This is a genomic window from Sanguibacter sp. A247, from assembly GCF_052324925.1.
Classification (GTDB): domain Bacteria; phylum Actinomycetota; class Actinomycetes; order Actinomycetales; family Cellulomonadaceae; genus Flavimobilis.
Map to the genome: position 1 here is coordinate 503,560 of NZ_JBQPRE010000001.1, position 23,207 is coordinate 526,766.

Consider the following 23,207-nt stretch of genomic DNA (forward strand, 5'->3'; position numbering starts at 1 on the left):
GGAAGAGGCGCACGTCATGTCCCCCCACGCACCCCACACCCCTCCTCCCGTCATCGAGATGCGCGGCATCACGATGACCTTCCCCGGGGTCAAGGCGCTCGACGCAGTCGATCTCACGTTGTACCCGGGCGAGGTCCACTCGCTCATGGGTGAGAACGGCGCCGGAAAGTCCACCCTCATCAAGGTGCTCACGGGCGTCTACCAGCTCGACAGCGGCACGATGACCGTCGACGGTGTCGAGCACCGGTTCTCGGGCCCCGACGAGGCCCAGCGCGCAGGCATCTCGACCGTCTACCAAGAGGTCAACCTGTGCGCCAACCTCTCGGTCGCCGAGAACATCATGCTGGGCCACGAGCCCCGCCGAGGCCCCTTCATCTCGTGGCGCGCCATGCGCCGCCAGGCGGCTGAGCACCTCGGACGGCTCCACGTCGACATCGATCCGGCCTCCCAGCTGTCAGCCCACTCGATCGCGATCCAGCAGCTGTGCGCGATCGCCCGGGCCACGGTGCGCGAGGCCAAGGTACTCATCCTCGACGAGCCGACCTCGAGCCTCCAGAAGGCTGAGGTCGACGAGCTCTTCACGGTCATCCGTGAGCTGCGCGACGCAGGCGTCGCCATCCTCTTCGTCTCGCACTTCATCGACCAGGTCTATGAGATCTCCGACCGCCTGACGATCCTGCGCAACGGGCGCCTCGTCGGCGAGCACCTCGCCGCCGAGCTGCCCCGACGCGAGCTCATCGGGCTCATGATCGGGCGCGAAGGCGCCGCGCTCGACGCGATCGAACGCGGTGCGCAGCACACTGCCGCCGGTGAGCGCGCCGACGAACCCGCGACGCTCACTGCGACGGGCCTCGGGCGTCACGGCCGCATCCTGCCGTATGACCTCACGGTTCAGCCCGGCGAGATCGTCGGGCTCGCGGGCCTGCTCGGCTCGGGCCGCACCGAAGCCGTACGGCTCCTGTGCGGGGCCGACAAGCCCGAGGAGGGCGAGCTGCGTCTCGACGGTGAGCAGGTGCGCATCAGCGACCCGCTGGGCGGCCTGCGCCACGGCATCGCGTTCTCGTCCGAGGACCGCAAGCTCGAAGGGATCGTCGGCGACCTCACGGTGCGCGAGAACATCGCGCTCGCGATCCAGACCGTCCGCGGCATGTGGCGCCCGGTCCCGCGCAAGGAGCTCGACGAGCTCGTCGCGAAGTACATCAGCGCGCTCGACATCCGCCCCGCGAACCCCAACCAGCTGGTGAAGAACCTCTCCGGCGGCAACCAGCAGAAGGTCCTGCTCGCCCGCTGGCTCGCGACCGCCCCCCGCCTGCTCATCCTTGACGAGCCGACGCGCGGGATCGACATCGGCGCGAAGACTGACATCCAGAAGCTCGTCGCACAGCTGGCGGCCGACGGCATGTCCGTCATCTTCATCTCCTCGGAGTTCGACGAGGTGCTTCGCGTCAGCCACCGCATCGACGTCCTGCGCGACCGTCACATCGTCGACACGCTCGTCAACGGGCCCGGCGTCACCCACGACACGATCCTCGAAGCCATCGCCACGAAGGAGGTGGCATGAGATGACCGGTCCCACCGTCCAGCTCGGCCGTGCCACGAACGCTCCCGCCCCGACCGGGCCTGCCGCGTCGCCGCACAGCCCGAGCCTCGTGCGCCGGGTCACGCGGCACCAGCTGTTCTGGCCCGTCGTCGCGCTCGTCGCGCTCATCGCCTTGTGCGGGATCAAGAATCCCGCCTTCCTCTCGGTCGAGCTGCGCGACGGCAACCTCTTCGGCCAGCTCATCGACATCGCCCGCATCTCGGCGACGCCGCTCCTGCTCGCCCTCGGGATGGCGCTCGTCATCGCGACGGGCGGGATCGACCTGTCGGTCGGCGCGATCATGGCGATCTCGCTTGCCGTGTCGCTGTCGTACATCGACAGCTCGTCGAACCCCGAGGCCGTGAGCACGGCCGCGGTCGCGCTCCTGCTCGGCCTTGCGGTCGCGCTCCTCGCCGGTGTGTTCAACGGCTTCATGGTCGCCTCGCTCGGCATCCAACCCTTTATCGCGACGATGATCCTCATGGTCGCTGGCCGCGGTGTCGCGATGCTCATCACGCAGGGTCAGATCACGACCGTGAAGAGCGCACCGTTCAAGTTCCTCGGCTCGGGTTCGGTTCTCGGCATCCCGACGCCGATCATCATCGCGCTGCTCATGTTCGTGCTCGTCGCGATCCTCGTGCGCCGCACGGCGCTCGGCATGCTCCTCGAGTCGATCGGCATCAACCGCGAGGCCTCGCGGCTCGCGGGCGTGCAGTCGCGCACGATCACCTGGCTCGTCTACATCGTGTGCGCCCTGCTCGCAGGTCTCGCGGGCATCGTCTACGGCGCCCCGACGATGGCCGCGGACGCCAACAACATCGGCCTCATGAAAGAGATGGACGCGATCATGTGCGTCGTCCTCGGGGGCACCGCGCTCTCGGGCGGCAAGTTCTACCTCTCGGGCACCGTCGTGGGCGCGCTCATCCTCTCGACCATCGAGCGGGCGGTCGTGATCTTCCACATCCCGTCGCAGATCACGCCGCTGTTCAAGGCCCTCGTCATCATCATCGTCTGCGTCGCTCAGTCCCCGCGCCTGCGCGAGATCCTGCGTGACCGCGCGGCGAGACTGCGGCCCCGAGCCCTTCCGGAGGTGGCGTGATGACCACGACCCTGCAGACCCAGGGCGCTGCCCCCAAGCCGAAGCCCACGGCCCCTGCCCTTGCTCGGACCCGGGCGCTCCGGCGGTTCCTCGCGCCCGAGTACCTGCCGATCGCCGGCACGATCCTCACGCTCGTCATCATGCTCGTCGTCGGCGAGATGCGGTACGGCGGCAAGCGCGGCTTCATCACGCCGACCCTCTTCTCCAACCTGCTCCAGGACAACGCCTACCTGCTGGTCCTCGCGGTGGGCATGACCTTCGTCATCATCACGGGCGGGATCGACCTGTCGGTCGGTGCGGTTGTCGCGCTCGTCGGCCTCGTCATCGCGACGCTCCTGCCGCTCGGCTTGCCGCTCCCGGTCGTGCTCGTCGTCGGCGTGCTCACGGGAACGGCGTTCGGTGTGCTCATCGGCGTGCTCGTCGAGTTCTTCGACATCCAGCCGTTCATCGCGTCGCTCGCTGCGATGTTCCTTGCGCGCGGCCTGTGCAACGTCGTCTCGACGAAGTCGCTCGCGATCAAGGACGAGGGCTTCGGCGAGCTGGCGGCGTGGAGCCTGAAGTTTGGCGAGGGGCGTGGCATCTGGAAGATCAACCTCTCGATGATCGTCGCGGTGCTGATCCTCGTGCTCGCGTACGTGGTGCTCCACCACACGCGCTTCGGCCGGACGGTCTACGGGGTCGGCGTGGGCGACGACGGCAGCGCGGTCCAGCTCATGGGTCTCAAGGCGGGCCGCACCCGCCTGTGGGTGTATGTCATCTCGGGCACGTGCGCGGGCATCGCGGGAATCCTCTTTGCGTTCTACACGAAGTCGGGGTTCAACCTCACGGGCATCGGCATGGAGCTCGACGCGATTGCGGCGGTCGTCATCGGTGGCACGTTGCTCGCGGGCGGCGGCGGTTTCGTGCTCGGCACGGGCGTCGGGGTCCTCGTCTACGGGCTCATCCAGGTGCTCATCGCGCGGGAGGGTCTCGACTCGTGGTGGACGAAGGTGTTCATCGGCGTCGTCCTGCTCGTCTTCGTCATCCTGCAGCGCGTGATCGCGGTGCGGCGGCGCGCCTAGCGTCGCGGCCGCAGGCGTCGGTGACGGGTCCCGCAGGTCTGTCGTCGGTCGTGCGCGCGGGCTCCTGTCCCGGTCGGGGACCGGAGCCCGCGCGCGTCGTGGACGAGACGCCCGCCCGCGGGCGCGTGGGTGCGTCGCGACGTACGCTTCCGTGAGCACCGGAGGAAGGACGCACGATGACGACGCACGACCCCGCGCACGCGAACCCGCCCGAGGAGCCGACGGCCGACGCCGTGGCTGAGGAGACCGCCGCGTCGGCGGGCGGAGCGGCGGTGGCCAGCACCGCGTCCCGCGAGGGATCCGCTCACGCGCAGGGCTCCGGTCGCAAGGGCCCGGCCCTGTGGATCGCCGCGGGCGCGGCCGTCGTCGTCGTCGCCGCGACGGTCGGCGCGATCGTCCTCAACCAACCCGACGAGCCTGTCGCAGCCCCGACGACGCCGCCCGCCGTGACGATCACGAACCCGCTGCCGACCCCGGTCGGCACACCTGCCGAGCGCGCGACGAAGAGGCCCCTCGAGAAGGCGTTCCCCGACGCCGTCCTCCAGTGGACCGTCGCGACGCAGGAGCGCACCAAGGTCGCGAAGAAGCCCCTCGAGTCCTACCGGCTCACGTACACCGACGGCGCGGGCGGCACCGTCACGGTCGACGTCGTCCAGGCACGCACGGTCGAGGCCGCGGTCAAGGCGTCCAAGCAGGCCGCGGCCGACGAGGCGCCCCTGAGCGCCGGCTCGACGGTCGCTGAGCTCCCCGTCCTCGTGGGCACGACCGAGGTCGGCAAGGCGTCGATCGCGACGGGCGGCGAGGTCGGCCTTGCGTACTGGACCAACGGAACGACGTCGTTCCGCGCGACGGGGCCGGGTGCGGCGATCCAGAACTTCTTCCTCGCGTTCCCGTTGTGAGTCCCGGACCTCGCCCACGCCCAGTTCATTGCGTGTGCGCACCCGTCGGGGGTGCGTGGACGCAATCAGCTGGCCGCCCGTCGGGCGGATGCGCACAGAACCGCCGCCGACGCCCGCTCAGGCCGGGATGATGACCGTGAGCGACGTGAGGAGCACGAGCGCCGCGACGGTCGCGACGACGGGAACCGTCGACCGCTTGGGCCCAGCGAGGTAGAGCCCGCACACGCCGCCGAGCACGGGGACGACGACGCCGAGGATGATCCCGCCGACGACCGCGGCGAACGGCGGGCGGCCGATGACGACGCCGAGTGCGAACCCGACGAGCCCCGCGCTCCCGACGGACGCGACGGCCATCCAGGTGATCCCGTGCTGCGCGGGCGGACGCTCGCCCTCGGGCCTCGTGGGCTGCAGGAGCGGGACGAGCTTGCGCGAGACCGGGCGCGGGCGTGTGCGGCGGTCGCCCGCGAACCACGTCGCGGCCACCGCGATCATGAGGACGGACGACGCCAGCAGGACGATCGTCGTGACGATCTCGACGGCAGAGTTCACGCCACCATCGTCCCCCACCCCGGGTGCTCCCCGGTTCGCGTCGGGCCCCTGCCGCGGCTCACGGCCGCGCAGCGAACCTCTCGAGCAGCTCGGAGTGGCCTGAGACGACGAGCAGGTCGTTCGCCGAGATCCGGGTCTGCGGCGTCGCGTAGATGAACTCCTGGCCCGGGGGCTTGACCCCGATGACGGTGACGCCATAGCGCGTGCGCACCTTCGACTGCTCGACCGTGAAGCCCTGCATCTCCTTCGGCGGACGCATCTTGACGATCGTGAAGCCGTCCTCGACCTCGATGTAGTCCATGAGCTTGCCCGAGACGAGGTGGGCGACGCGATTGCCCGCGTCGGCCTCGGGGAACACGACGTGGTGTGCGCCGATGCGCTGGAGGATGCGGCCGTGCTCGGCGGAGACGGCCTTGGCCCAGATCTGGGGCGTGCCCATGTCGACGAGGTTGCCCGTGATGAGCACGGACGCCTCGAGGGAGGAGCCCACACCGACGACGGCCACGGGGAAGTCGCGTGCACCGAGCTGCTCGAGCGCTTCGGGGTTGGTGGCGTCGGCCTCGACGAGGGGGATCCGACCGGACCACTGCTGCGCGAGCAGCGCGTTGCGCTCGACCGCGAGCACGTCCTGGCCCAGCCGGTCGAGCGTTGCGGCGAGCGCAGACCCGAAGCGGCCGAGGCCGATGACGAGCACGCCTTCGCCAGCGTCGGAGCGCTTGGAGGTCGTTGCGGAGCGGTTCGCGTGCGACTGCGTATATCGGTCAGCCAATGATCGGCCTTTCTTCGGGGAGCCGGATGACGCGGCTCCGGTCGCGCAGCGCGAGAGCTGCGGCGAGGGTCATCGTTCCGGTTCGCCCGATGAACATCAAGGCGATGAGGACGAGCTTGCCGGCGTCGGGCATGAGCGGTGTGACGCCTGTGGTGAGCCCGACGGTTGCGAAGGCCGAGATGGCTTCGAAGAGGATGACGTCGAGGGTCCAGCCGGTGATCTCGAGCAGGGCGAGGCAGGCAGCGAGGATCGTGGTGGCGCCGACAAAGACGACGGCGACCGAGAGGCGCAGCGTGTCGCGCGGGATGCGACGTCCGAAGGCCTCGACGTCGCGGTCGCCGCGGGCTTCGGAGATGATCGCGAGGAGCATGACGGCGAGCGTCGTCACCTTGATGCCGCCCGCGGTCGATGCGGAGCCGCCGCCGACGAACATGAGGGCGTCGGTGACGAGCCAGCTGGACTCGTGCATAGCGCCGACGTCGACGGTGGTGAACCCGCCCGAGCGCGGCATGACGCCTGCCAGGAGCGAGGCGAGGAGCTTCTCGGACCAGTCGAGCGGCCCGAGGGTTTCGTGGTTGCGCCACTCGAGCGCTCCGAAGGCGATGGTGGCGATCCCGACGAGGGCGACGGACATCGTCACGGTGAGCTTGGCGTGCAGGTTCCAGCGGCTGAAGCGACGCCCCTGCCTCGCGACGTTGAGGATGACCGGGAATCCGAGGGAGCCGATGAACACGCCGAGGATGATGGGGGTGAGGAGCGCCCAGTCGCCGACGTGGGGCGTGAGGCCCTCGGCCGTCGGGATGAAGCCTGCGTTGTTGAAGGCGGAGACCGCGTAGAAGACCGAGTGCCACAGGGCTTCGCCGGCCGACTCGTGGAGCAGGAGGAAGCGGGGCAGGAGGAGGGTCGCGATGGCGGCTTCGAGCGTGAGTGACGTGATGACGACGACGCGAATGAGCGAGCCGACCTCGCCGAGGCGGGTCGTCTTGGTCTCCGAGGCGGTGAGGAGCTTCTGCGTGAGGCCGATGCGACGGGAGACGGCGGCGCCGAGGATCGAGGCGAGCGTCATGACGCCGAGGCCACCGACCTGCATGGCGAGCAGGATGACGCCTTGGCCGAAGCCTGACCAGTAGGTTCCGGTCGGGACGACGGTGAGACCGGTGACGCACACGGCTGAGGTTGCGGTGAAGAACGCGTCGATGAACGGGGCGTGGCGCCCGGAGGCGGTGGCGGCGGGAAGGCTGAGGAGGCCCGTGAAGACGAGGATGACGCCGCCGAACGAGATGATGGCGAGGCGTGCGGGGGAGTGCCGGGCGAGCCTGTCGACGAGCTCGCGGCCTGCCCAGGCCACGGCCTTGAGCTTCTGCCCCACGTCCACGCCGTCTCCGTCCGCGCTCCGATCTGCGGTCCGACGGGACCGCACTGGTCAACGATGCCACCTGCTGAGGTCTCGTGCGCGCAGGCGTGCGGGCGGACGCGCGATGTCGCGGCGTTCTCGGCGTGCGCAGCGTGGACAGCCGGACGCACAAGTGTGACGCACGTTACGGTGGCGACATGTGCGTCGACGTCTTCGTGGCCTGGTCCCCCCAGCTCCTGGGCTACGACTTTGGCCTGGGGCATCCCCTCTCGCCCGTGCGGCTGCGCCTGACGATCGAGCTGGCACGCGCCGTCGGTGTGCTCGAGGGTGAAGGCGTCGACGTCGTCGAGCCCGAGCCGGCCCCTGACGACCTTCTCGCGCTCGTCCACGAGCCCGACTACCTCGCGGCCGTGCGGGCCGCGTCGGACCACGGGGTGAGCAATGTGGCGCGCGGGCTCGGCACGGAGGACGACCCGATCTTCCCGCGTATGTACGAGGCGGCGGCGCGGGTCGTGGGCGGGACTGTCGAGGCGACGCGCGCGGTGGTGAGCGGCCGGGCCCGTCACGGCGTCAACGTCTCGGGCGGCATGCATCATGCGATGCCGGGCGGTGCGTCGGGCTTCTGCGTGTTCAACGACGCAGCGGTCGCGATTCAGGATGCGCTCGACGCGGGCGTCGAGCGCATCGCGTACGTCGACCTTGACGCGCACCACGGTGACGGGGTCGAGCGGGCGTTCTGGGATGACCCGCGGGTGCTCACGGTCTCGGTTCACCAGTCGCCCGCGACGCTCTTTCCCGGGACGGGCTATCCGACGGATGTCGGTGGTCTCCGTGCCGAGGGGACGGCTGTCAATGTGGCCCTCCCGCCGCGCACGGACGGCGCGGGCTGGCTCCGGGCGATCGAGGCGACCGTGCTGCCGGTCGTGAGGAGCTTCGCACCGGATCTGCTCGTCACGCAGCACGGCTGTGATTCCCACGGCCGTGACCCGCTCTCGGAGCTGCGCGTCGGCATCAAGGCGCAGCGTCATGCCGCGGAGTGGATGCACGAGCTCGCGCACGAGGTGTGCGGGGGCCGCTGGGTCGCGGTCGGTGGGGGTGGGTACGCGATCGTCGGTGTCGTGCCGGTCGCGTGGACGAACCTCCTCGGCGTCGTCTCTCACCGGCCTGTGGCGCCCGAGGTCCCGGTTCCGGCGTCGTGGCGTGAGCGCATCTATGAGGAGTTTCTCGTGGAGGCACCCTCGCGCATGGGAGGGGACGACGTCGCCGACCTGGCCGACGGTCCGGACCATCGGACATGGGGGAATGGCTACGATCCGAGCGATCCTGTGGATCGCGCGGTCCGTGCCACGCGGGCTGCGGTCTTCCCTTATTTCGGCCTGTTGTCCGACGACACCTGACCTTGCCGTGTGACTGCTGTGCCGCCTGCGCATGATGGTGCAGGTGAGACGGGCTACCGCGCGGCTGCGCAAAGCCCTAGAGTGAGTCGCTGTATGGCCGCTGGGTGCGGCCAGCACTCGTCTCAGGAGGGGCCAGATGACCGACGCCGCAGCGCGGCCTGCCTTCCTCACCGTCGCCGAGGTCGCCGACGCCATGCGGGTCTCCCGTATGACCGTGTATCGCCTCGTTCATGCCGGTGAGCTGCCTGCCATCCGTGTGGGCAAGTCCTTCCGGGTGCCGGCGTCGGCGCTCGAGCAGTATCTGGCCGAGGCCACGCTCGAGCACGACCGCCTCACGTCCTGACCTGCATGACCATGCGTGGTTGGTGAGGGAGCGGTCCTGTGTCGCGGGCATCCCCGCGGGCGAGGTAAGATCGACAAGGACTTTTTTCCAGCGTGGTGGCCGCTCGGTGTGCCGCGCGTGCACATCCATCGAGACACTGCGAGGGACCCATGGGCTCCGTGATCAAGAAGCGCCGCAAGCGTATGGCGAAGAAGAAGCACCGTAAGCTGCTTCGCAAGACGCGCCACCAGCGTCGTAACAAGAAGTGACATCGCGCCTCACCGCGTGAGAGAAGGCCCCCGCCCGTCAGGGCGGGGGCCTTCGTCGTCCCAGGCTGCGGGCAGGCACGCGGGACCAGACCTGCCGCGCGGAGTCGCCCTGCGGCGGACTCCGGTGGCGGGAGCCCGGTCAGCGGCTCCGGAACGACCGGGTCGCCGAGCGTGCGATGAGCCCGAGCACCCACGCGGCCCCGGCCCACGAGGCGGTCTTGAGCGACCGCTTGGCGAGGCGGCGCTTACCGCGGAACTCCCGCATGGGCCAGCCACGCTCGCTCGCGAGGCGCCGCAGACGAGGCTCGGGGTTGATCGCGCACGGGTAGCCGACGCTCGAGAGCAGCGGGATGTCGTTGGCCGAGTCGCCGTAGGCGTACGACGCCTCAAGGTCGATGCCGCGCTTCTCGGCAAGGGCGCGCACGCCGTCGGCCTTGGACTCGCGGTGCATGAGCTCGCCGACGAGCCGACCCGTGTAGACGCCGTCGACGTGCTCGGCGACCGAGCCGAGCGCTCCCGAGGCGCCGAGGCGCTGGGCGATGAGCGCGCCGACCTCGATCGGCGCGGCGGTGACGAGCCACACCTCGTGCCCGGCTGCGAGGTGCGCGTCGAGGATCCGGCGCGTGCCGGGGAAGATCCGCGAGACGAGCGCCTGGTCGTACACCTCTTCGCCGATCGCCGTCACCTCGGCAACCGAGTGGCCCTTGATGATGAGGAGCGCGCGGTCCCGCACCGAGCCGATGTGCTCGTTGTCCTCGCCGAGGATGACATAGCGCATCTGCTGGATCGCGGCGAAGACGAGGTCGCGTACGCGGAAGAACTCACGCTTGTACAGCCCGATGGCGAGGTGGAAGGACGACGCGCCACGAATGATGGTGTTGTCGACGTCGAAGAATGCTGCGGTGACGGTCCCGGGGGCGGGAGAGTCGGGCATGATGATGCCCTCCGGCGCCTGACCAGGGACCGGGGGCAAGGAGCCCGAGCTCGAAGGTTCGTTGCGCGCCATGTCGTCCACTCTAGTGACCGCTCCGTAGGGTTGGCTCATGCAGACCGAGGTCAGGGTTCGTCTCATCACTCGTTCGACGTGTTCGCTGTGCGACGTAGCACGCGAGACCGTGGCCGCCGTGTGCGCCGATGAAGGTGTGGCATGGGAGGAGCGCGACGTCGACTCGGACCCCGCGCTGCTCGCTGAGCACGGCGAGCACGTGCCGGTCGTTCTCGTGGACGGGGCGCAGGTGGGCTTCTGGCGGATCCCCGAGAAGCGGCTGCGTCTGTTCCTCCAGGGCCCGCGGTGAACGCTGGGCCGGCGGTGTCGGGGCGGTCTCTTCCGCCGCCCACGCTCGAACGCCTTCCCGTGTACGTGCGGGTGCTCGACGAGCTGGCGCGGCATGGCGAGACGACGGCGTCCTCGACGCGGGTCGCCGAGCTTGCGGGGGTTGCGCCCGCTCAGGTCCGCAAGGACCTGTCGCGGCTCGGCACGTACGGCACGCGGGGTGTCGGGTACGACGTGCGTGACCTGGCCGCGCACGTGCGCAACGCGCTGCACCTCTCGGACAAGCACAGGGTTGTCGTCGTGGGTGCGGGGCACCTGGGGCAGGCGGTCGCGCGGTACGGGGGCCTGCGGGCGCGCGGGTTCGAGGTGGTGGCTCTCACCGACGTGGACCCGGTGATCGTCGGGCGCAGCGTGGATGGCGTGCTCGTGCGTCACGAACGCGATCTCACCGAGGTGGTGGCGTCGACGCACGCGACGATGGCGGTGCTCGCGGTTCCGACGGGCGCTGCGCAGGCGGCGCTCGACGCGCTCGCGGTCGCGGGGGTTGCGTCGGTCCTCAGCTTCGTCCCGGGGCGGTTCGACGTTCCCGACGGGATGGCGCTGCGCGTCGTCGATGTGGCCGCCGAGCTCCAGATCCTCTCGTTCTACGCGTCGAGCAGGGGGGTGACGACGCGGTCGTGACCCGGCGGCGGGCCGGGTCCGGTCCGGTCTCGACCGGCGGACGGGGGGTGGGCCCGGCGGGCTCGGCCGGGCTATCGTGTCCGACATGTTCGCGACGACCAGCTGGTGGCACCGCCTCTAGGCGGTGTGTTCGCGACCTCTCACGACCACGGACCGCCCATGACGGGTGGTCCGTTCTGTCTTTCCGGGCTCCTCGTCGGACCCCAGGAGACCCCCCATGACCAGCCCCCACGAGTCGACGTCGGCTCTGTTCGCCGGACTGCGCCCACCCTTCGCCCTCATCTCCCGCGATGGCGGTGACGTCGAGGTGCTGCGCGGCGACGCGGTCGATGTCAGCCTGCTCGACGACATTCCCCTGCACGACGCGGCCGGGCGCGCCCAGGAGGTGCTCGCGCTCGTTCCGTTCCGGCAGGTGCGCGAGCTCGGCTTCGATGCGGTCGACGACGGCGCGCCGCTGCGCTGCCTCGTCGTTCGCGAGCGCGCGCTCGTCGCGCGCGGCGCGGCGCTCGATGCGCTCCCGGCCGAGCCTGTCGCCGTGGCCGACGAGGGGTTCGACGTGGATGACGACGCGTATGCGGCGATCGTCCAGCGCGTCATCGACGACGAGATCGGGCGCGGCGCCGGGTCGAGCTTCGTCGTGCGCCGTGACCGGCACGGCCGCGCCCCGGAGGACCCGACGACGGCCGCGCTCACGTGGTTCCGCAGCCTGCTCGCGACCGAGCAGGGCGCCTACTGGACGTTCGCGATCGTCACGGACGATCACGTGGCGGTCGGAGCGACGCCCGAGGTCCACGTGTCCGTCACGTCGGGCGAGGTGACGATGACGCCGATCTCGGGGACGCTCCGCCATGGTGAGGCGCCGCCGACGCGTGAAGACCTGCTCGAGTTCCTTGCGTCGACCAAGGAGACCGAGGAGCTCTTCATGGTCGTCGACGAGGAGCTCAAGATGATGAGCGCCGTGTGCCCGGACGGCGGGAGGGTCTCGGGGCCGCACCTGCGGACGATGTCGCGGCTCACGCACACCGAGTACGTCCTCGCAGGCCAGACGCAGCGGGACCCCCGTGACGTGCTGCGCGCGACGATGTTCGCGCCGACCGTGACGGGCTCGCCCATGCGTTCCGCGTGCACGGTGCTCACGCGACACGAGGGGCGTGGACGGGGCTACTACGCGGGGGTTGCCGCCCTGTTCACGCCGCGTGCGGGACAGGCTGCGCATGATCTCGATGCGCCGATCCTCATCCGCACGGCGTACCTCGCGGGCGGCCGCCTCACTGTCCCGGTGGGCGCGACGATCGTGCGCCATTCGGATCCGGTGGCCGAGACCGCTGAGACGGTCGCGAAGGCCTCCGGTGTCCTCGGAGCTCTCGGCGTCGTGCCCCGGCCCGTGCGCGCACCGTCCCCGGTCGGGGCGCACACGGACCCCGGCGTGCTCACTGCGCTCGCGGCCCGCAACGACCGCCTCGCGTCGTTCTGGCTCGATGATCAGGGCGCGCCCGGGGACGTCGGCTCCGTGGAGCTTTCGGCGGTCGAGGGCCAGGCGGGCAGGACTGCCCTCGGGGCCGTGTCAGGCCGGCCCGTGCGCGCGGTCGTCGTCGACGCCGAGGACGCCTTCACGACGATGCTCGCCCACCAGCTCCGTCACCTCGGCATCGACGCGACCGTCGCCCCGTGGGACGCCGTGACGGACGAGACGCTCGAGGCGGCCGACCTCGTCGTCGCGGGGCCCGGCCCGGGCGATCCGCGAGACCGGTCGCCGCGCCTCGACCGCCTCGCGAGCATCGTCGACACGCGCCTCGTCCAGGGGCGTCCTCTTCTCGCGGTGTGCTTGAGCCATCAGGTCGTCGCGCACCGTCTCGGCCTGCCCCTGCGGCCCCTGCCTACACCGCGCCAGGGGTATCCGCTCGAGGTCGAGCTCGACGGCGAGCGCGCTCTCGTCGGCTTCTACAACACGTTTGCGGCCTACACCCGGCAGGGAACGACGTCGGTCGCGACAGACGTGGGCGACGTGCGGGTGGTGGCAGGGGAGGCGGGTGAGGTGCACGCGCTGCTCGGGGAGAGCTTCGCGAGCGTTCAGGGGCACCTGGAGTCCGTGCTGTCGCGGGACGGCCTGCGTGTGCTCACGCGTCTGCTCACGCACGTGCTGCGCTCGCCCGTCCGGGCCGCGTACGGAGCGTAGACGCCCGACGGGCCTCCCCTCCCGCATGGGGAGAGGAGGCCCGTCGAGGGGCGGTGAGGTCAGCCGTCAGCCGACGAACGACCTCGCGTGCTTGCCGCGCTTGATGTGGTCCCGCTCCTTGTGGTGCTTCTTGCCCTTGGGCGGCTTCGTCGGCGACGAAGCGCTCGGCAGTGTGAGCACCTCTGCGCGCTTGCCCTCGTCACCGTGCAGGTGGATGACGAGCGCGGTGGCGCCCTGTGCCGCGGACGAGCCGAGCGTGTAGCCGATCGTGCCCCGTGCATCGACATAGAGCGGCGAGCCGATGACGATGTCCGGGTCGGCGACGTCGAAGCTGAGGGCTCCTGACGTGTCGACGTCTTCGTTCGTGTAGGCAGAGAACATGCCGACCTGGTAGGTGACGGGGAACGACGTGGCCGCGCTCGTCATTCCGATCGCAGCCGGGTCCACCGGGATGAGCAGGACGTTCGTGTCGAACACATTGGTGTCGACGTCCCCGCTGGCGAAGTTCGCTGGGACGATCGAGACGAGTGCGCCCGTGCTCAGATCGACGAGGAGTGCTTCAAGCAGGTCGGTTCCCGAGATGTTCTGCACGAACACCTCGTAGTCGGCCCGCCCGTCGCCGTCGACGTCCATGTCGACGTAGGGGATCGTCGTGTTGCCGATCGTCGCCCAGTCGCCCCACGTCGCGATGCCGAACCACATGAGACCGTCCGCGTAGCCGCCCTCGCCGGCGACGGAACCGGCGCCCACGTAGCGCAGGTCACCGGCCCGCTCCGAGGCGATCGACACGCACTGGGTCGTCACGTCTGCCGAGCAGCGCGGGAGGCGCGCGGACGTCTCACCGAGCGTGAGGACAGACGCGTACGACGTATAGGCGCTCGAACCCGAGCCCTGTTCGACGCCCTTGCCGCGCAGCTCGATCGCGGGACTGGACGTGCGGTGCTTCGAGATGGACGCCTTCGTCTGCGACGTCGGCTTGGCCGCGCCGTAGACGGGGACCCGCAGCTCGTGGTCGCGTGCCGTGAGCACGAGGCGCCCCGAGGCGTCAGCGAGGAACTGGCGTGCCTCGTCGGCGCCCGTGTACGGGTTGACCTGGGTTGCGGCCATCGTCGGGTCGATCGTGCGGCGCAGCGCGCTCGGCTTGACGACCATCGTCACCGTGACCTTCGCGGTTGAACCGGCGCGCACCTTCACGCGAGCAGGCGAGACGCGGTAGGAGACGCCGGGCTGCTCGGTTGCCGGGGAGTAGCTCACTCGGACGTGCTGCGTCGTGCGCCCCGTGTTCCGGACGGTCACGGTGCGACGCTCGGTGACGGTGCCGCGTGAGATCGGTGCGGCAACGACGCCGAACGACGCCGAGATGGCACCCGAGCCCGCCTCCGCATACGCGATGAGGTCGGTCGTCACGGCCGAGAGCGCGTCGACGCGACCTGCGCCGACACGCGCCGGACCGTAGGCGACTCCGTCGTCCGTGCGGACATCGTGCGTGGCCGTGTTCATGATGGCGGCCTTGACCCGCTCGACGTCCCACGACGGATGCGTCGCGCGCACGAGCGCGGCGATTCCGGCGACGTGGGGTGCGGACATCGACGTGCCGTTGTTCGTCGCTGCCCCCGTGCCTGTTCCGACGGCGACCGAGCTGATCGTGTCGCCGGGTGCAGCGACGTCAGGCTTGACGACGCCGATCGACCCGTGGACGCCACGGGAAGAGAAGCTGCTCACGGTGTCACCGACCTCGTCGGTGATGTCCTTGATCGAGCCGGCGAGCGCACCGTCGAAGGTCACGCGCAGCGTTCCGGCGGCGGCGGCCGCGGCCAGTCGTGCCGTCTGCGTGGCCGGGAGCTGGATGATCGGGATGTCGTCGTTCCCGGAGATCCCGGCGGCGAACACATCAAGGTCCGAGGTGAAGATCGCACCGATCGCACCGGCGGCGGTGACGTTGTTGGCGCGGGCGGCAGAGCCGCAGCGTCGGGTCGCGTCGTTGTCGTCCCACGTGAGCCACGCGACGCGTCCGGAGACCCGGGCGGCCTCGGCTGCGCTCAGTGCGGCGCAGCCGTCCGAGTTCGATCCGTCGATCGTCGCGACGTCGCCTGTCACCGGGGCGGCGGACCAGTCGTAGGAGATCGAGAACTGGCCGGGGAGGATGCCTGCGAGGTCCGCGGGAGCCTCGACCTTGAGACCGTCGCGCAGCTGGTAGGGGTCGACCGAGCTCGCGACCGCGAGTCCGCGCACGGCGTTGCCGGGCGAGCCGCCGGTGTCGGTGAGGTCGCCGTTGTTGCCTGCGGACAGCACGGGCAGGACGCCGTGGGTCGCGAGCTTGTCGATGACGAGGTTCTCGGGGTCGTCGGCGACGCCGTAGTCGGAGCCGAGCGAGAGGTTGACGACGTCGAGCTTGTCGCTGAGGTCACCGTCGCCGTTGGGGTCGAGCGCGCGGTCGAGCGCCGCGATGACTTCGTTCGTCGAGCCCGTGCAGCCGAAGACCTTGAGTGCGTACAGGCTCGCGTGGGGTGCGACGCCCGGGCCGACCCGCATGTCGAGCAGGCCCTCAGCGGTGAGGGTTCCGTAGTCGCCCGTGAACGTCGACCCGTCGGCGAGGACGCCGAATCCCGCCGCGCTTCCAGCGACGTGCGAGCCGTGCCCCTGGCAGTCGAGCGGGTTGGGGTCCGGGTGGGGGACGGGCTGGTAGTCGTCGGCGTCGGGGTCAGCGTTGTAGTTGTTGCCGACGAAGTCGTAGCCGCCGATGACCTTGGCGGTGGGGGTCCACGCGTCTGCTGAGGCTGCGAGCGCGGTGTCGTAGGCCGCGACGGTGCCTGGGCCGCCGAACCCGGCGTGCGTGTAGTCGATCCCGGTGTCGATGACGCCGATCGTCACGCCTTCGCCGGTTTCTCCGAGGTTCTGCCAGGTCGCAAGGGCGCGTGTGAAGGCGTCGGCTCCGGCGTTGGCGGGCTTCTTCGGGATGATCGGCATGATCGCGACGACGTCGGCGCGGTCAGCGAGCTTGACGAGGGTGTCGGCGTCGGCACGCAGCGCGACGCCGGGGACGGCGTTGGAGACCTCGTAGAGGGCGGTGGCGCGCTTGTCGGTGCGGCGGGCCTCGGAGAGGACTGAGTCGGCCGTGCGTCCGACGGCGGCGCGGCGGTCCTTGACTGCCTTGCGCTTGGCGGCCGTTCCCGAGGCGCTGGCTGCGGCGTCGGCCGCGCCGCTCCCTGCGAGCTGGACGAAGACGGAGCGGGTCCCTGAGAGCGTCCCGAGTCCTCCGAGGAGCTTGGTGTTCTTCGCGAGGGTGCGTGGTGGTGCGGTGGGGGCGGGTTGTGCGGTGCCCCCGGGGTCGTCAGCCGCGGCGGCGGTCCCGGCGGCACCGACGGTGCCGAGGGCGAGCGCTGCGGTGACGGAGGTGACGAGCCAGGCGCCTGGGCGCCGTGAGGTTCGAGCAGACATGCGGTCCTCCCGGTTGGTTCACGAGACGCCGGGCGCGCGGGTGCGCGCTCGAAGACGCCCGACGCAGCCACGTCGGGTGCCTGGGCGCACGTCGTCGGGCGCCCAGTCCCGTGACGAGCCTGCTCCTGTGGGAGCGTGGCCGCAATCGGAGAGGGGGTGGAGCGAGGGGTGAAGTGCTTCCGGACGTGCGACAGCCCCCTGCGTCCGGGGACGCAGGGGGCTGTCGGGGCGTGCGGGTGCGGTCAGGCTTGCTTGATCGCCGAGACGTCGAGCGCGATGGCGACCTTGTCGGAGACGAGGACGCCGCCGGCCTCGAGCGCCGCGTTCCACGTGATGCCCCACTCCTTGCGGGAGATGGTCGTCGTGGCCTCGAACGCTGCGCGGGGGTTGCCGAAGGGGTCGGTCGCCGAGCCCGTGTACTCGAGGTCCAGGGTGACGGGCTTGGTGACGCCCGCGATCGTGAGGTCGCCGACGACCGTGAAGTCGTCGCCGTCAGCGGTGACGGAGGTCGAGGCGAACGTCCACGTCGGGTTGGTCTCGGTCGCGAAGAAGTCGGCCGACTGGAGGTGGCCGTCGCGGCCTGCGTCGCCCGTGGCGATGCCCGTGGCGTCGAGCGTCGCGGTGACCGAGGAGGTCTCGATGGTCTCGCCGACGGTGATCGTGGCCTCGGTGACGGGGACGGTTCCGCGGACCTTGGAGATGCCTGCGTGACGGACGGTGAAGCCGGCCTGGGTGTGCGTGGGGTCGGCGACGTAGGTCCCGGCGACGAGGTTCGTGGGCAGAGCAGTCATGGTGTGGTCCTCACTGTGGCGGTCTGCGGTGGTCGTAGTCGATCCACCCGCATCGATTGTCGGTTCAAGTGAATGTTCAATGAGATTAGCCCGTGCGGCCGCGGTCCGCAACACTAGAGGTCGAAATCCCTACAGATAGACGCGGAGGCTTCATGTCGGAGGCACCCGAGCGATGGCTCGACGACACCGAACAAGCCACGTGGCGGGCGTATCTCGAGGGCTCGACCCGACTCGCCGAAGCGCTCAGCCGCCAGCTCGAGACTCAGTGGGGCCTCACGCTCGGTGAGTACGCGGTCCTCGTCCGTCTCAGTGAAGCCCCTGAGGGCACGATGCGCATGTCCGAGCTCGCCGACGCGCTCGCCCACTCCCGCAGCCGCACGACGCACACGGTCCGCCGCCTCGAGAGCCGCGGCCACGTCCGGCGCGTCGCGTGCCCGTCCGACGGCCGCGGCGTCAACTGCGAGCTCACCCCCGCGGGCCGCACCGCCCTGAGTGACGCGGCGCCCAGCCACGTCGCCGCCGTCCGCCATCACCTCATCGGGCTGCTCTCGCCCGCCGAGGCCGCCCAGCTCTCGACCATCATGGAGCGTGTCGCCCACGCGGCACGCTGACCCCGCACGACCGCACGACCGCACGACCGCACGCACCCGCATGACCGCGCGCCGGCGGGGCCGCACGGGAACCCCTGAGCGTCCCGAGCGTTGTCCGTAGGGGGACGTGGACGCGGCCCACATCACACCCCGACCGGGACCGAGGTCCCTCGAACTCTGGAAACATGGAGACATGGCACTGACGACGGTCCACCTCATGCGTCACGGTGAGGTCCACAACCCTGACGGCATCCTCTACGGACGCCTTCCCGGCTACCACCTCTCCGAGCGAGGCCACGCGATGGCACGCACGGTCGCCGCTCACTTCGCAGGCGAACGCGTCGCGACGACCCCGGCTGACGTCGAGCCCGTCCGGTTCGACATCACGCACGTCATCGCCTCGCCCCTCCAGCGCGCACAAGAGACCGCGACGCCCATCGCGGCGGCGTTCGGCCTCGAGCTCGGCACGGACGAGCGCCTCATCGAGGCCGGCAACTACTTCGAGGGCAAGACCTTCGGCGTCGGCGACGGCTCCCTGCGCCGTCCACGCCACTGGCCCAAGCTGTGGAACCCCTGGCGCCCGTCGTGGGGTGAGCCCTACGTCGAGCAGGTCGCGCGCATGCGCGCAGCGATCGAGGACGCCCGGCGCCTCGCCGAGGGCCACGAGGCCGTGCTCGTCTCTCACCAGCTGCCCGTGTGGATCACCCGCTCCTCCTTCGAGGGCCACCGGTACTTCCACGACCCGCGCAAGCGCGAGTGCTCGCTCGCGTCGGTGACGTCGCTGCGCTTCGACGGCGACCGCTACGTCGGTCTCAGCTACACCGAGCCTGCAGCAGACCTGCTGCCGGGCGCGAACAAGGTCGCCGGGGCGTGAACCGGCGTCGCGCCTCGGGCATCTGGGCGGCCCTCGCCTCGGCGACGCTCGTCCTGGCCGCGTGCGCGTCGGGCGGCACGAGCGCGACCGAGGTCGCGAACCCCGGGTACGTCTCAGGCGACGGCTCCACCCGGCAGTGGTCGCCCGCCGAACGCTCCGAGGCCGTGACGCTCACCGGAACCGACTACGACGGCGAGCCCGTCGACACGAGCGAGTGGCGCGGTGAGGTCGTCGTCGTCAACACGTGGTTCGCCGCGTGCCCGCCGTGCCGCGTCGAGGCGCCCGACCTCGTCGCGATCGCGACCGAGCGCGCGGCCGAGGGCGTGCACCTCGTCGGGCTCAACCGCACGGACGACGCGGGAGCAGCCCAGGCCTTCGAGAAGAACTTCGAGGTGCCCTACCCCTCGATCGACGACCGCACGGGCACGGCGACCGCCGCGCTCCAGGGCGTCGCACCCATCGCGGCCACCCCGACAACCCTCGTGCTCGACCGGCAGGGCCGCGTCGCCGCCCGCATCCTCGGGCTGCTCGAGCGTTCGACCCTCGACGCGATGATCGACGACGTCCTCGCCGAGCAGGCGTGAGCGTGACCGCGGACCTCGTCCCGACCCTCCTCACCTCCCCGGGGACGACCGTCTTCTCCGGCGCGCTCCTCCTCGCACTCCCCATCGCGCTGCTGGCGGGTCTCGTGTCGTTCGCCTCGCCGTGCGTCCTGCCGCTCCTGCCGGGGTACCTCGGCTTCCTCGGCGGCATGGTCGGACAAGACGCCTCGCGCGTCGCGTCGCGCCGACGCCTCGTGCAGGGCGTCGTCCTGTTCATCGCCGGGTTCACGGTCGTCTTCGTCGCCTACGGTGCGCTCTTCGGAACCCTCGGGGCTGCGCTCGCGCAGCACCAGACGACGATCACGCGCTGGCTCGGCGTCGTCGTCATCGTCATGGGCCTCGCGTTCGTCGGAGCGTTCGCACCGCTGCAGCGCACGGTGCGCCTTCCCGTCGCCCCCACGGCAGGGCTCGGCGGAGCCCCCCTCCTCGGCATCGTGTTCGGCCTCGGCTGGACCCCGTGCATGGGCCCGACGCTCGTCGCGATCTCCGCGCTCTCCCTCGAGCAAGGCACCGCGGGGCGCGGCGCGATCCTCGCGGCCGCCTACTGCCTCGGCCTCGGCCTTCCGTTCCTCGGCATCGCGCTGGGCCTTGAATCGTCAAAGAAGATGGTGGAGCTCATGCGTGCGCACCGGGTCGCGATCTCCCGCGCTGGCGGAGTCATGCTCGTCCTCATCGGGATCGCGCTCGTCACCGGCCTGTGGTCGGGGTGGACACAGTCCCTCGCGGGCCTCGTCGGCGGATTCGAGACGGTCCTGTGAGCGGCTACAGCCCCGACGGCATCGACGACGCGTTCACGCAGGACGGCGGGCCGGCCGGACCAGGCACCGGCTCCGGGTCCGCGCGCGAGCTTCCCGCGCTCGGAGCCGTCGGCTGGCTGCGCTGGGGCTGGCGTCAGCTGACGAGCATGCGGGTCGCCCTGCTGCTGCTCATGCTGCTCGCGGTCGCCGCCGTCCCGGGCTCGACGCTCCCGCAGCGGCCGCAGGACCCGGCCAAGGTCGTCGAGTTCTTCGACGACAACCCGCGGATCTCGCCGTGGCTCGACAGGCTCCAGATGTTCGACGTCTTCGGCTCGGCCTGGTTCTCCGCGATCTACCTGCTCCTGTTCATCTCGCTCGTCGGCTGCATCGTGCCGCGCGCCCGGGCCCACGCGCACGCACTGCGCTCGCGGCCGCCGCGCACCCCGCGTCGCCTGGGGCGCTACCCCGCCCAGGGCACGCGCACGTACGCGTCCGCGTTCACCCCCGAGCAGGTGGCCGAGGCGGCCGCGGCTCAGCTGCGCGGGCGCAGCCTGCTGCCTCGCTTCCGCGTCGAGCGTGGCACCGAGAAGAGCCCGGGCGTCCGGGCCACCGAGGACGCGCCCGGCCCCGTGTACGTCGTCGCGGCCGAGCGCGGCTACTTGCGCGAGACCGGCAACATCGTCTTCCACCTGGCGCTCGTCGGGCTGCTCATCTCGGTGGGCCTCGGCCAGGCGTTCCAGTACCGCGGGCAGGCGATCGTCGTGCAGGGACGCGGGTTCGCGAACTCCGTGAGCGCGTACGACACCTTCACCAAGGGCCCGTGGTTCCGCGAGGAGAAGCTCCCGCCCTTCACCATGGTGCTCGACAACTTCTCGTCGTCCTTCACCACGGGCCCCGCGCCCGTCGCGAAGGACTTCACCGCGTTCGTCACGGTGACCGACCCGACGGGGGAGCACCCCGAGACGGTCAAGGTCAACCACCCGCTCGTCATCGAGGGTGCCAAGGTCTACCTCCAGGGCAACGGCTACGCTCCGCGCGTCACGGTGCGGGACGTCGCGGGCAACGTGACGTTCGCGGGCACGGTCCCGTTCATCCCCGAGGACCAGGTGTATACGTCGCGCGGCGTCATCAAGGTGCCGGACGTCGTCACGGGCGAGCAGATCGGCCTCGTCGGCTACCTCCTGCCGACCGCACAGCTCACTTCCCAGGGCATGCGCTCCCTGCACCCGGACCTGCTCAACCCGGTCGTCGTCCTCACCGCCTGGACGGGTGACCTGGGACTTGACGACGGCGTGCCGCAGAACGTCTACGAGCTCGAGACGGACGGCATGACGCAGGCGATGACGCCTGAGGGCCAGCCGGTCACGCTCATGCTCACGCCCGGCCAGACGGTCGACCTGCCGGACGGCCTCGGAACTCTCACGCTCGAGGACCTGCCCCGCTTCGTGGCGCTCGACCTGCGGCACGACCCCGCCCTCACGTGGATCGCGATCTTCGCGTTCTTGGCGATCGGTGGGCTCATGCTCTCGCTGTTCACACCGCGCAGGCGGGTGTGGGTGCGCGTGACGAGCGAGGACGGCGCTGACGGCGTCGCACGTACAGTGGTGGAGGTCGCCGGACTGGCGCGGACAGACGACGCGGGCCTGCAGCCCGAGGTCGACGCGCTCCTCACGCACCTCGATTCCCGTGATCCCGCGCCGGACGATCGTCCGGCACTTCCTGATGGAGGAGAACCCGATGACCGTCGGTGAGCTGAGCGACCTTCTTGTGTGGGGGACTGCGAGCGCATATGCGATCGCGTTCGTCGCCTTTGCGATCGATCTCTCGGGGCGCCTGGGCGTCGCTGCGGAGTCTCGTCAGCCCGCGGCGGTCGCCACGGGGGCGCGCGTGCCCGAGGCGTCCCGGCCGGCCGGCCCCGCGGTCTCGGAGGCGTCGGCGCGTCGCGCCGCGCAGGTGTCCTCGCCGTGGCGCGCGTGGAGCGTGTCGAAGCCGCTGGCCATCGCGATGTCGGTCGCGTGGATGGGTGTGGCCCTGCATCTGGCTGCGATCGTCATGCGCGGGATCGCGGCTGGCCGCGCTCCGTGGGCGAACCTCTACGAGTTCGTCCTCGTCGGTGCCTTCTTCGCGATGGCGGTCTTCCTCGTCGTGCAGAGGCGGTGGGAGATCCGGTTCCTCGGGACGATCGTCTCGGGCATCGTGACGCTGGCGGTCGTCATCGCGCTCAACGCGTTCCACGTCGAGGCCGCGGGAGTTCAGCCCGCGCTGCAGTCGTACTGGCTCGTCATCCACGTCGGCATCGCGGTCCTCGCGACGGGCATCTTCACGGTGGCGTTCGCGGCGTCCGTCACGCAGCTGCTGCGTGACTCGCGCGACGAGGGCTCGCCCGTCCTCGCGTCGCGTGCGTGGTCGTGGCTCGACCAGGTGCCGCGTGCGTCGCAGCTTGAGCTGCTGAGCTTCCGCATCAACGCAGTCGGCTTCGTCCTGTGGACGTTCACGCTCATCTCGGGCTCGGTGTGGGCCGAGGACGCGTGGGGTCGCTACTGGGGCTGGGACCCCAAGGAGGTCTGGACGTTCGTCATCTGGGTCGTGTACGCGGCCTACCTGCACGCGCGCACGACGCGTGGCTGGTCGGGCCGCCCGGCGGCGTGGTTCGTCGTCGTCGGTTACGCGTGCGTGCTGTTCAACTTCACGGGCGTCAACATTCTCTTCAGCGGCAAGCACGCGTACTCGGGCGTCTGAGCCCGGAC

Annotated in this window: 22 protein-coding genes; 16 read left to right on the forward strand and 6 right to left on the reverse strand. The window is 70.6% G+C overall.

What is annotated here, in order from left to right; all coding sequences use genetic code 11:
* Positions 1 to 16 precede the first annotated feature (16 nt).
* The 4 genes from ACTVCO_RS02225 (at position 17) to ACTVCO_RS02240 (ending at position 4,638) form a co-directional block, all read left to right on the forward strand.
* On the forward strand, positions 17 to 1,561 hold the full coding sequence (locus tag ACTVCO_RS02225; RefSeq protein ID WP_443726753.1) for a sugar ABC transporter ATP-binding protein: 1,545 nt from the start codon (positions 17 to 19) through the stop codon (positions 1,559 to 1,561).
* A gap of 1 nt (position 1,562) precedes the next feature.
* Positions 1,563 to 2,678 (forward strand): ABC transporter permease, encoded by a 1,116-nt coding sequence (locus tag ACTVCO_RS02230; RefSeq protein ID WP_443726754.1) that lies wholly within the window; start codon positions 1,563 to 1,565, stop codon positions 2,676 to 2,678.
* Entirely contained in the window at positions 2,678 to 3,739 is a 1,062-nt protein-coding gene (locus ACTVCO_RS02235; protein WP_443726755.1) for an ABC transporter permease subunit, read from the forward strand. The genes ACTVCO_RS02230 and ACTVCO_RS02235 overlap by 1 nt, the downstream gene beginning before the upstream one ends.
* A 176-nt stretch (positions 3,740 to 3,915) precedes the next feature.
* Positions 3,916 to 4,638: a hypothetical protein gene (locus tag ACTVCO_RS02240; RefSeq protein ID WP_443726756.1), complete on the forward strand. Its 723-nt coding sequence runs from the start codon at positions 3,916 to 3,918 to the stop codon at positions 4,636 to 4,638.
* A gap of 117 nt (positions 4,639 to 4,755) precedes the next feature.
* Here ACTVCO_RS02240 and ACTVCO_RS02245 read toward each other — a convergent pair whose 3' ends face one another.
* Genes ACTVCO_RS02245 through ACTVCO_RS02255 form a run of 3 tightly spaced genes read right to left on the reverse strand, consistent with a single transcriptional unit; the run spans position 4,756 to position 7,325 of the window.
* Positions 4,756 to 5,187, reverse strand: coding sequence for a hypothetical protein (locus ACTVCO_RS02245; RefSeq protein WP_443726757.1), 432 nt, complete (start codon positions 5,185 to 5,187; stop codon positions 4,756 to 4,758).
* A gap of 58 nt (positions 5,188 to 5,245) precedes the next feature.
* Positions 5,246 to 5,956, reverse strand: coding sequence for a potassium channel family protein (locus ACTVCO_RS02250; protein ID WP_443726758.1), 711 nt, complete (start codon positions 5,954 to 5,956; stop codon positions 5,246 to 5,248).
* Positions 5,949 to 7,325, reverse strand: a complete 1,377-nt coding sequence (locus ACTVCO_RS02255) for a TrkH family potassium uptake protein (protein WP_443727138.1) — start codon at positions 7,323 to 7,325, stop codon at positions 5,949 to 5,951. The genes ACTVCO_RS02250 and ACTVCO_RS02255 overlap by 8 nt, the downstream gene beginning before the upstream one ends.
* A gap of 182 nt (positions 7,326 to 7,507) precedes the next feature.
* On the opposite strand from ACTVCO_RS02255, the gene ACTVCO_RS02260 reads away from it, so the two are divergent.
* The 3 genes from ACTVCO_RS02260 to ACTVCO_RS02270 all read left to right on the forward strand — a co-directional run bounded on the left by ACTVCO_RS02260 (position 7,508) and on the right by ACTVCO_RS02270 (position 9,298).
* Entirely contained in the window at positions 7,508 to 8,707 is a 1,200-nt protein-coding gene (locus ACTVCO_RS02260; protein ID WP_443726759.1) for an acetoin utilization protein AcuC, read from the forward strand.
* Positions 8,708 to 8,843: 136 nt separating this feature from the next.
* A complete protein-coding gene (locus ACTVCO_RS02265) occupies positions 8,844 to 9,050 on the forward strand; it encodes a helix-turn-helix domain-containing protein (RefSeq protein WP_443726760.1) in 207 nt (68 codons plus the stop codon).
* Between the two features lie 149 nt (positions 9,051 to 9,199).
* On the forward strand, positions 9,200 to 9,298 hold the full coding sequence (locus ACTVCO_RS02270; RefSeq protein WP_003792170.1) for a 30S ribosomal protein bS22: 99 nt from the start codon (positions 9,200 to 9,202) through the stop codon (positions 9,296 to 9,298).
* 139 nt (positions 9,299 to 9,437) lie between these two features.
* On the opposite strand, the gene ACTVCO_RS02275 is transcribed toward ACTVCO_RS02270, so the two are convergent.
* Complete coding sequence (locus ACTVCO_RS02275; protein WP_443726761.1) at positions 9,438 to 10,304, reverse strand: HAD family hydrolase; 867 nt, start codon at positions 10,302 to 10,304, stop codon at positions 9,438 to 9,440.
* Between the two features lie 37 nt (positions 10,305 to 10,341).
* Here ACTVCO_RS02275 and ACTVCO_RS02280 point away from each other — a divergent pair, with 37 nt between their 5' ends.
* The 3 genes from ACTVCO_RS02280 (at position 10,342) to ACTVCO_RS02290 (ending at position 13,428) form a co-directional block, all read left to right on the forward strand.
* The gene (locus ACTVCO_RS02280; RefSeq protein WP_443726762.1) at positions 10,342 to 10,593 is read left to right on the forward strand and encodes a glutaredoxin family protein; all 252 of its coding nucleotides are present in this window, start codon (positions 10,342 to 10,344) and stop codon (positions 10,591 to 10,593) included.
* A complete protein-coding gene (locus ACTVCO_RS02285) occupies positions 10,590 to 11,252 on the forward strand; it encodes a redox-sensing transcriptional repressor Rex (RefSeq protein WP_443726763.1) in 663 nt (220 codons plus the stop codon). Before ACTVCO_RS02280 ends, ACTVCO_RS02285 begins: the two co-directional genes overlap by 4 nt.
* 217 nt (positions 11,253 to 11,469) lie before the next feature.
* Complete coding sequence (locus ACTVCO_RS02290) at positions 11,470 to 13,428, forward strand: anthranilate synthase family protein (protein WP_443726764.1); 1,959 nt, start codon at positions 11,470 to 11,472, stop codon at positions 13,426 to 13,428.
* 66 nt (positions 13,429 to 13,494) lie between these two features.
* On the opposite strand, the gene ACTVCO_RS02295 is transcribed toward ACTVCO_RS02290, so the two are convergent.
* Complete coding sequence (locus ACTVCO_RS02295; protein ID WP_443726765.1) at positions 13,495 to 16,866, reverse strand: S8 family serine peptidase; 3,372 nt, start codon at positions 16,864 to 16,866, stop codon at positions 13,495 to 13,497.
* Between the two features lie 242 nt (positions 16,867 to 17,108).
* Entirely contained in the window at positions 17,109 to 17,657 is a 549-nt protein-coding gene (locus ACTVCO_RS02300) for a YceI family protein (RefSeq protein ID WP_443726766.1), read from the reverse strand.
* 152 nt (positions 17,658 to 17,809) lie between these two features.
* On the opposite strand from ACTVCO_RS02300, the gene ACTVCO_RS02305 reads away from it, so the two are divergent.
* The 6 genes from ACTVCO_RS02305 (at position 17,810) to ccsB (ending at position 23,199) form a co-directional block, all read left to right on the forward strand.
* Positions 17,810 to 18,268 carry a MarR family winged helix-turn-helix transcriptional regulator gene (locus ACTVCO_RS02305; RefSeq protein ID WP_443726767.1) on the forward strand — a complete coding sequence of 153 codons (459 nt, stop codon included), beginning with the start codon at positions 17,810 to 17,812 and terminating at the stop codon, positions 18,266 to 18,268.
* A 172-nt stretch (positions 18,269 to 18,440) separates the two neighbouring features.
* A complete protein-coding gene (locus tag ACTVCO_RS02310) occupies positions 18,441 to 19,121 on the forward strand; it encodes a histidine phosphatase family protein (RefSeq protein ID WP_443726768.1) in 681 nt (226 codons plus the stop codon).
* A complete protein-coding gene (locus ACTVCO_RS02315; RefSeq protein WP_443726769.1) occupies positions 19,118 to 19,705 on the forward strand; it encodes a redoxin family protein in 588 nt (195 codons plus the stop codon). The genes ACTVCO_RS02310 and ACTVCO_RS02315 overlap by 4 nt, the downstream gene beginning before the upstream one ends.
* A 2-nt stretch (positions 19,706 to 19,707) precedes the next feature.
* Positions 19,708 to 20,481, forward strand: a complete 774-nt coding sequence (locus tag ACTVCO_RS02320) for a cytochrome c biogenesis CcdA family protein (protein ID WP_443727139.1) — start codon at positions 19,708 to 19,710, stop codon at positions 20,479 to 20,481.
* Complete coding sequence (resB, locus tag ACTVCO_RS02325; protein ID WP_443726770.1) at positions 20,478 to 22,211, forward strand: cytochrome c biogenesis protein ResB; 1,734 nt, start codon at positions 20,478 to 20,480, stop codon at positions 22,209 to 22,211. The genes ACTVCO_RS02320 and resB overlap by 4 nt, the downstream gene beginning before the upstream one ends.
* The gene (ccsB, locus tag ACTVCO_RS02330) at positions 22,198 to 23,199 is read left to right on the forward strand and encodes a c-type cytochrome biogenesis protein CcsB (protein WP_443726771.1); all 1,002 of its coding nucleotides are present in this window, start codon (positions 22,198 to 22,200) and stop codon (positions 23,197 to 23,199) included. The genes resB and ccsB overlap by 14 nt, the downstream gene beginning before the upstream one ends.
* The last annotated feature ends 8 nt before the right edge of the window (positions 23,200 to 23,207 follow it).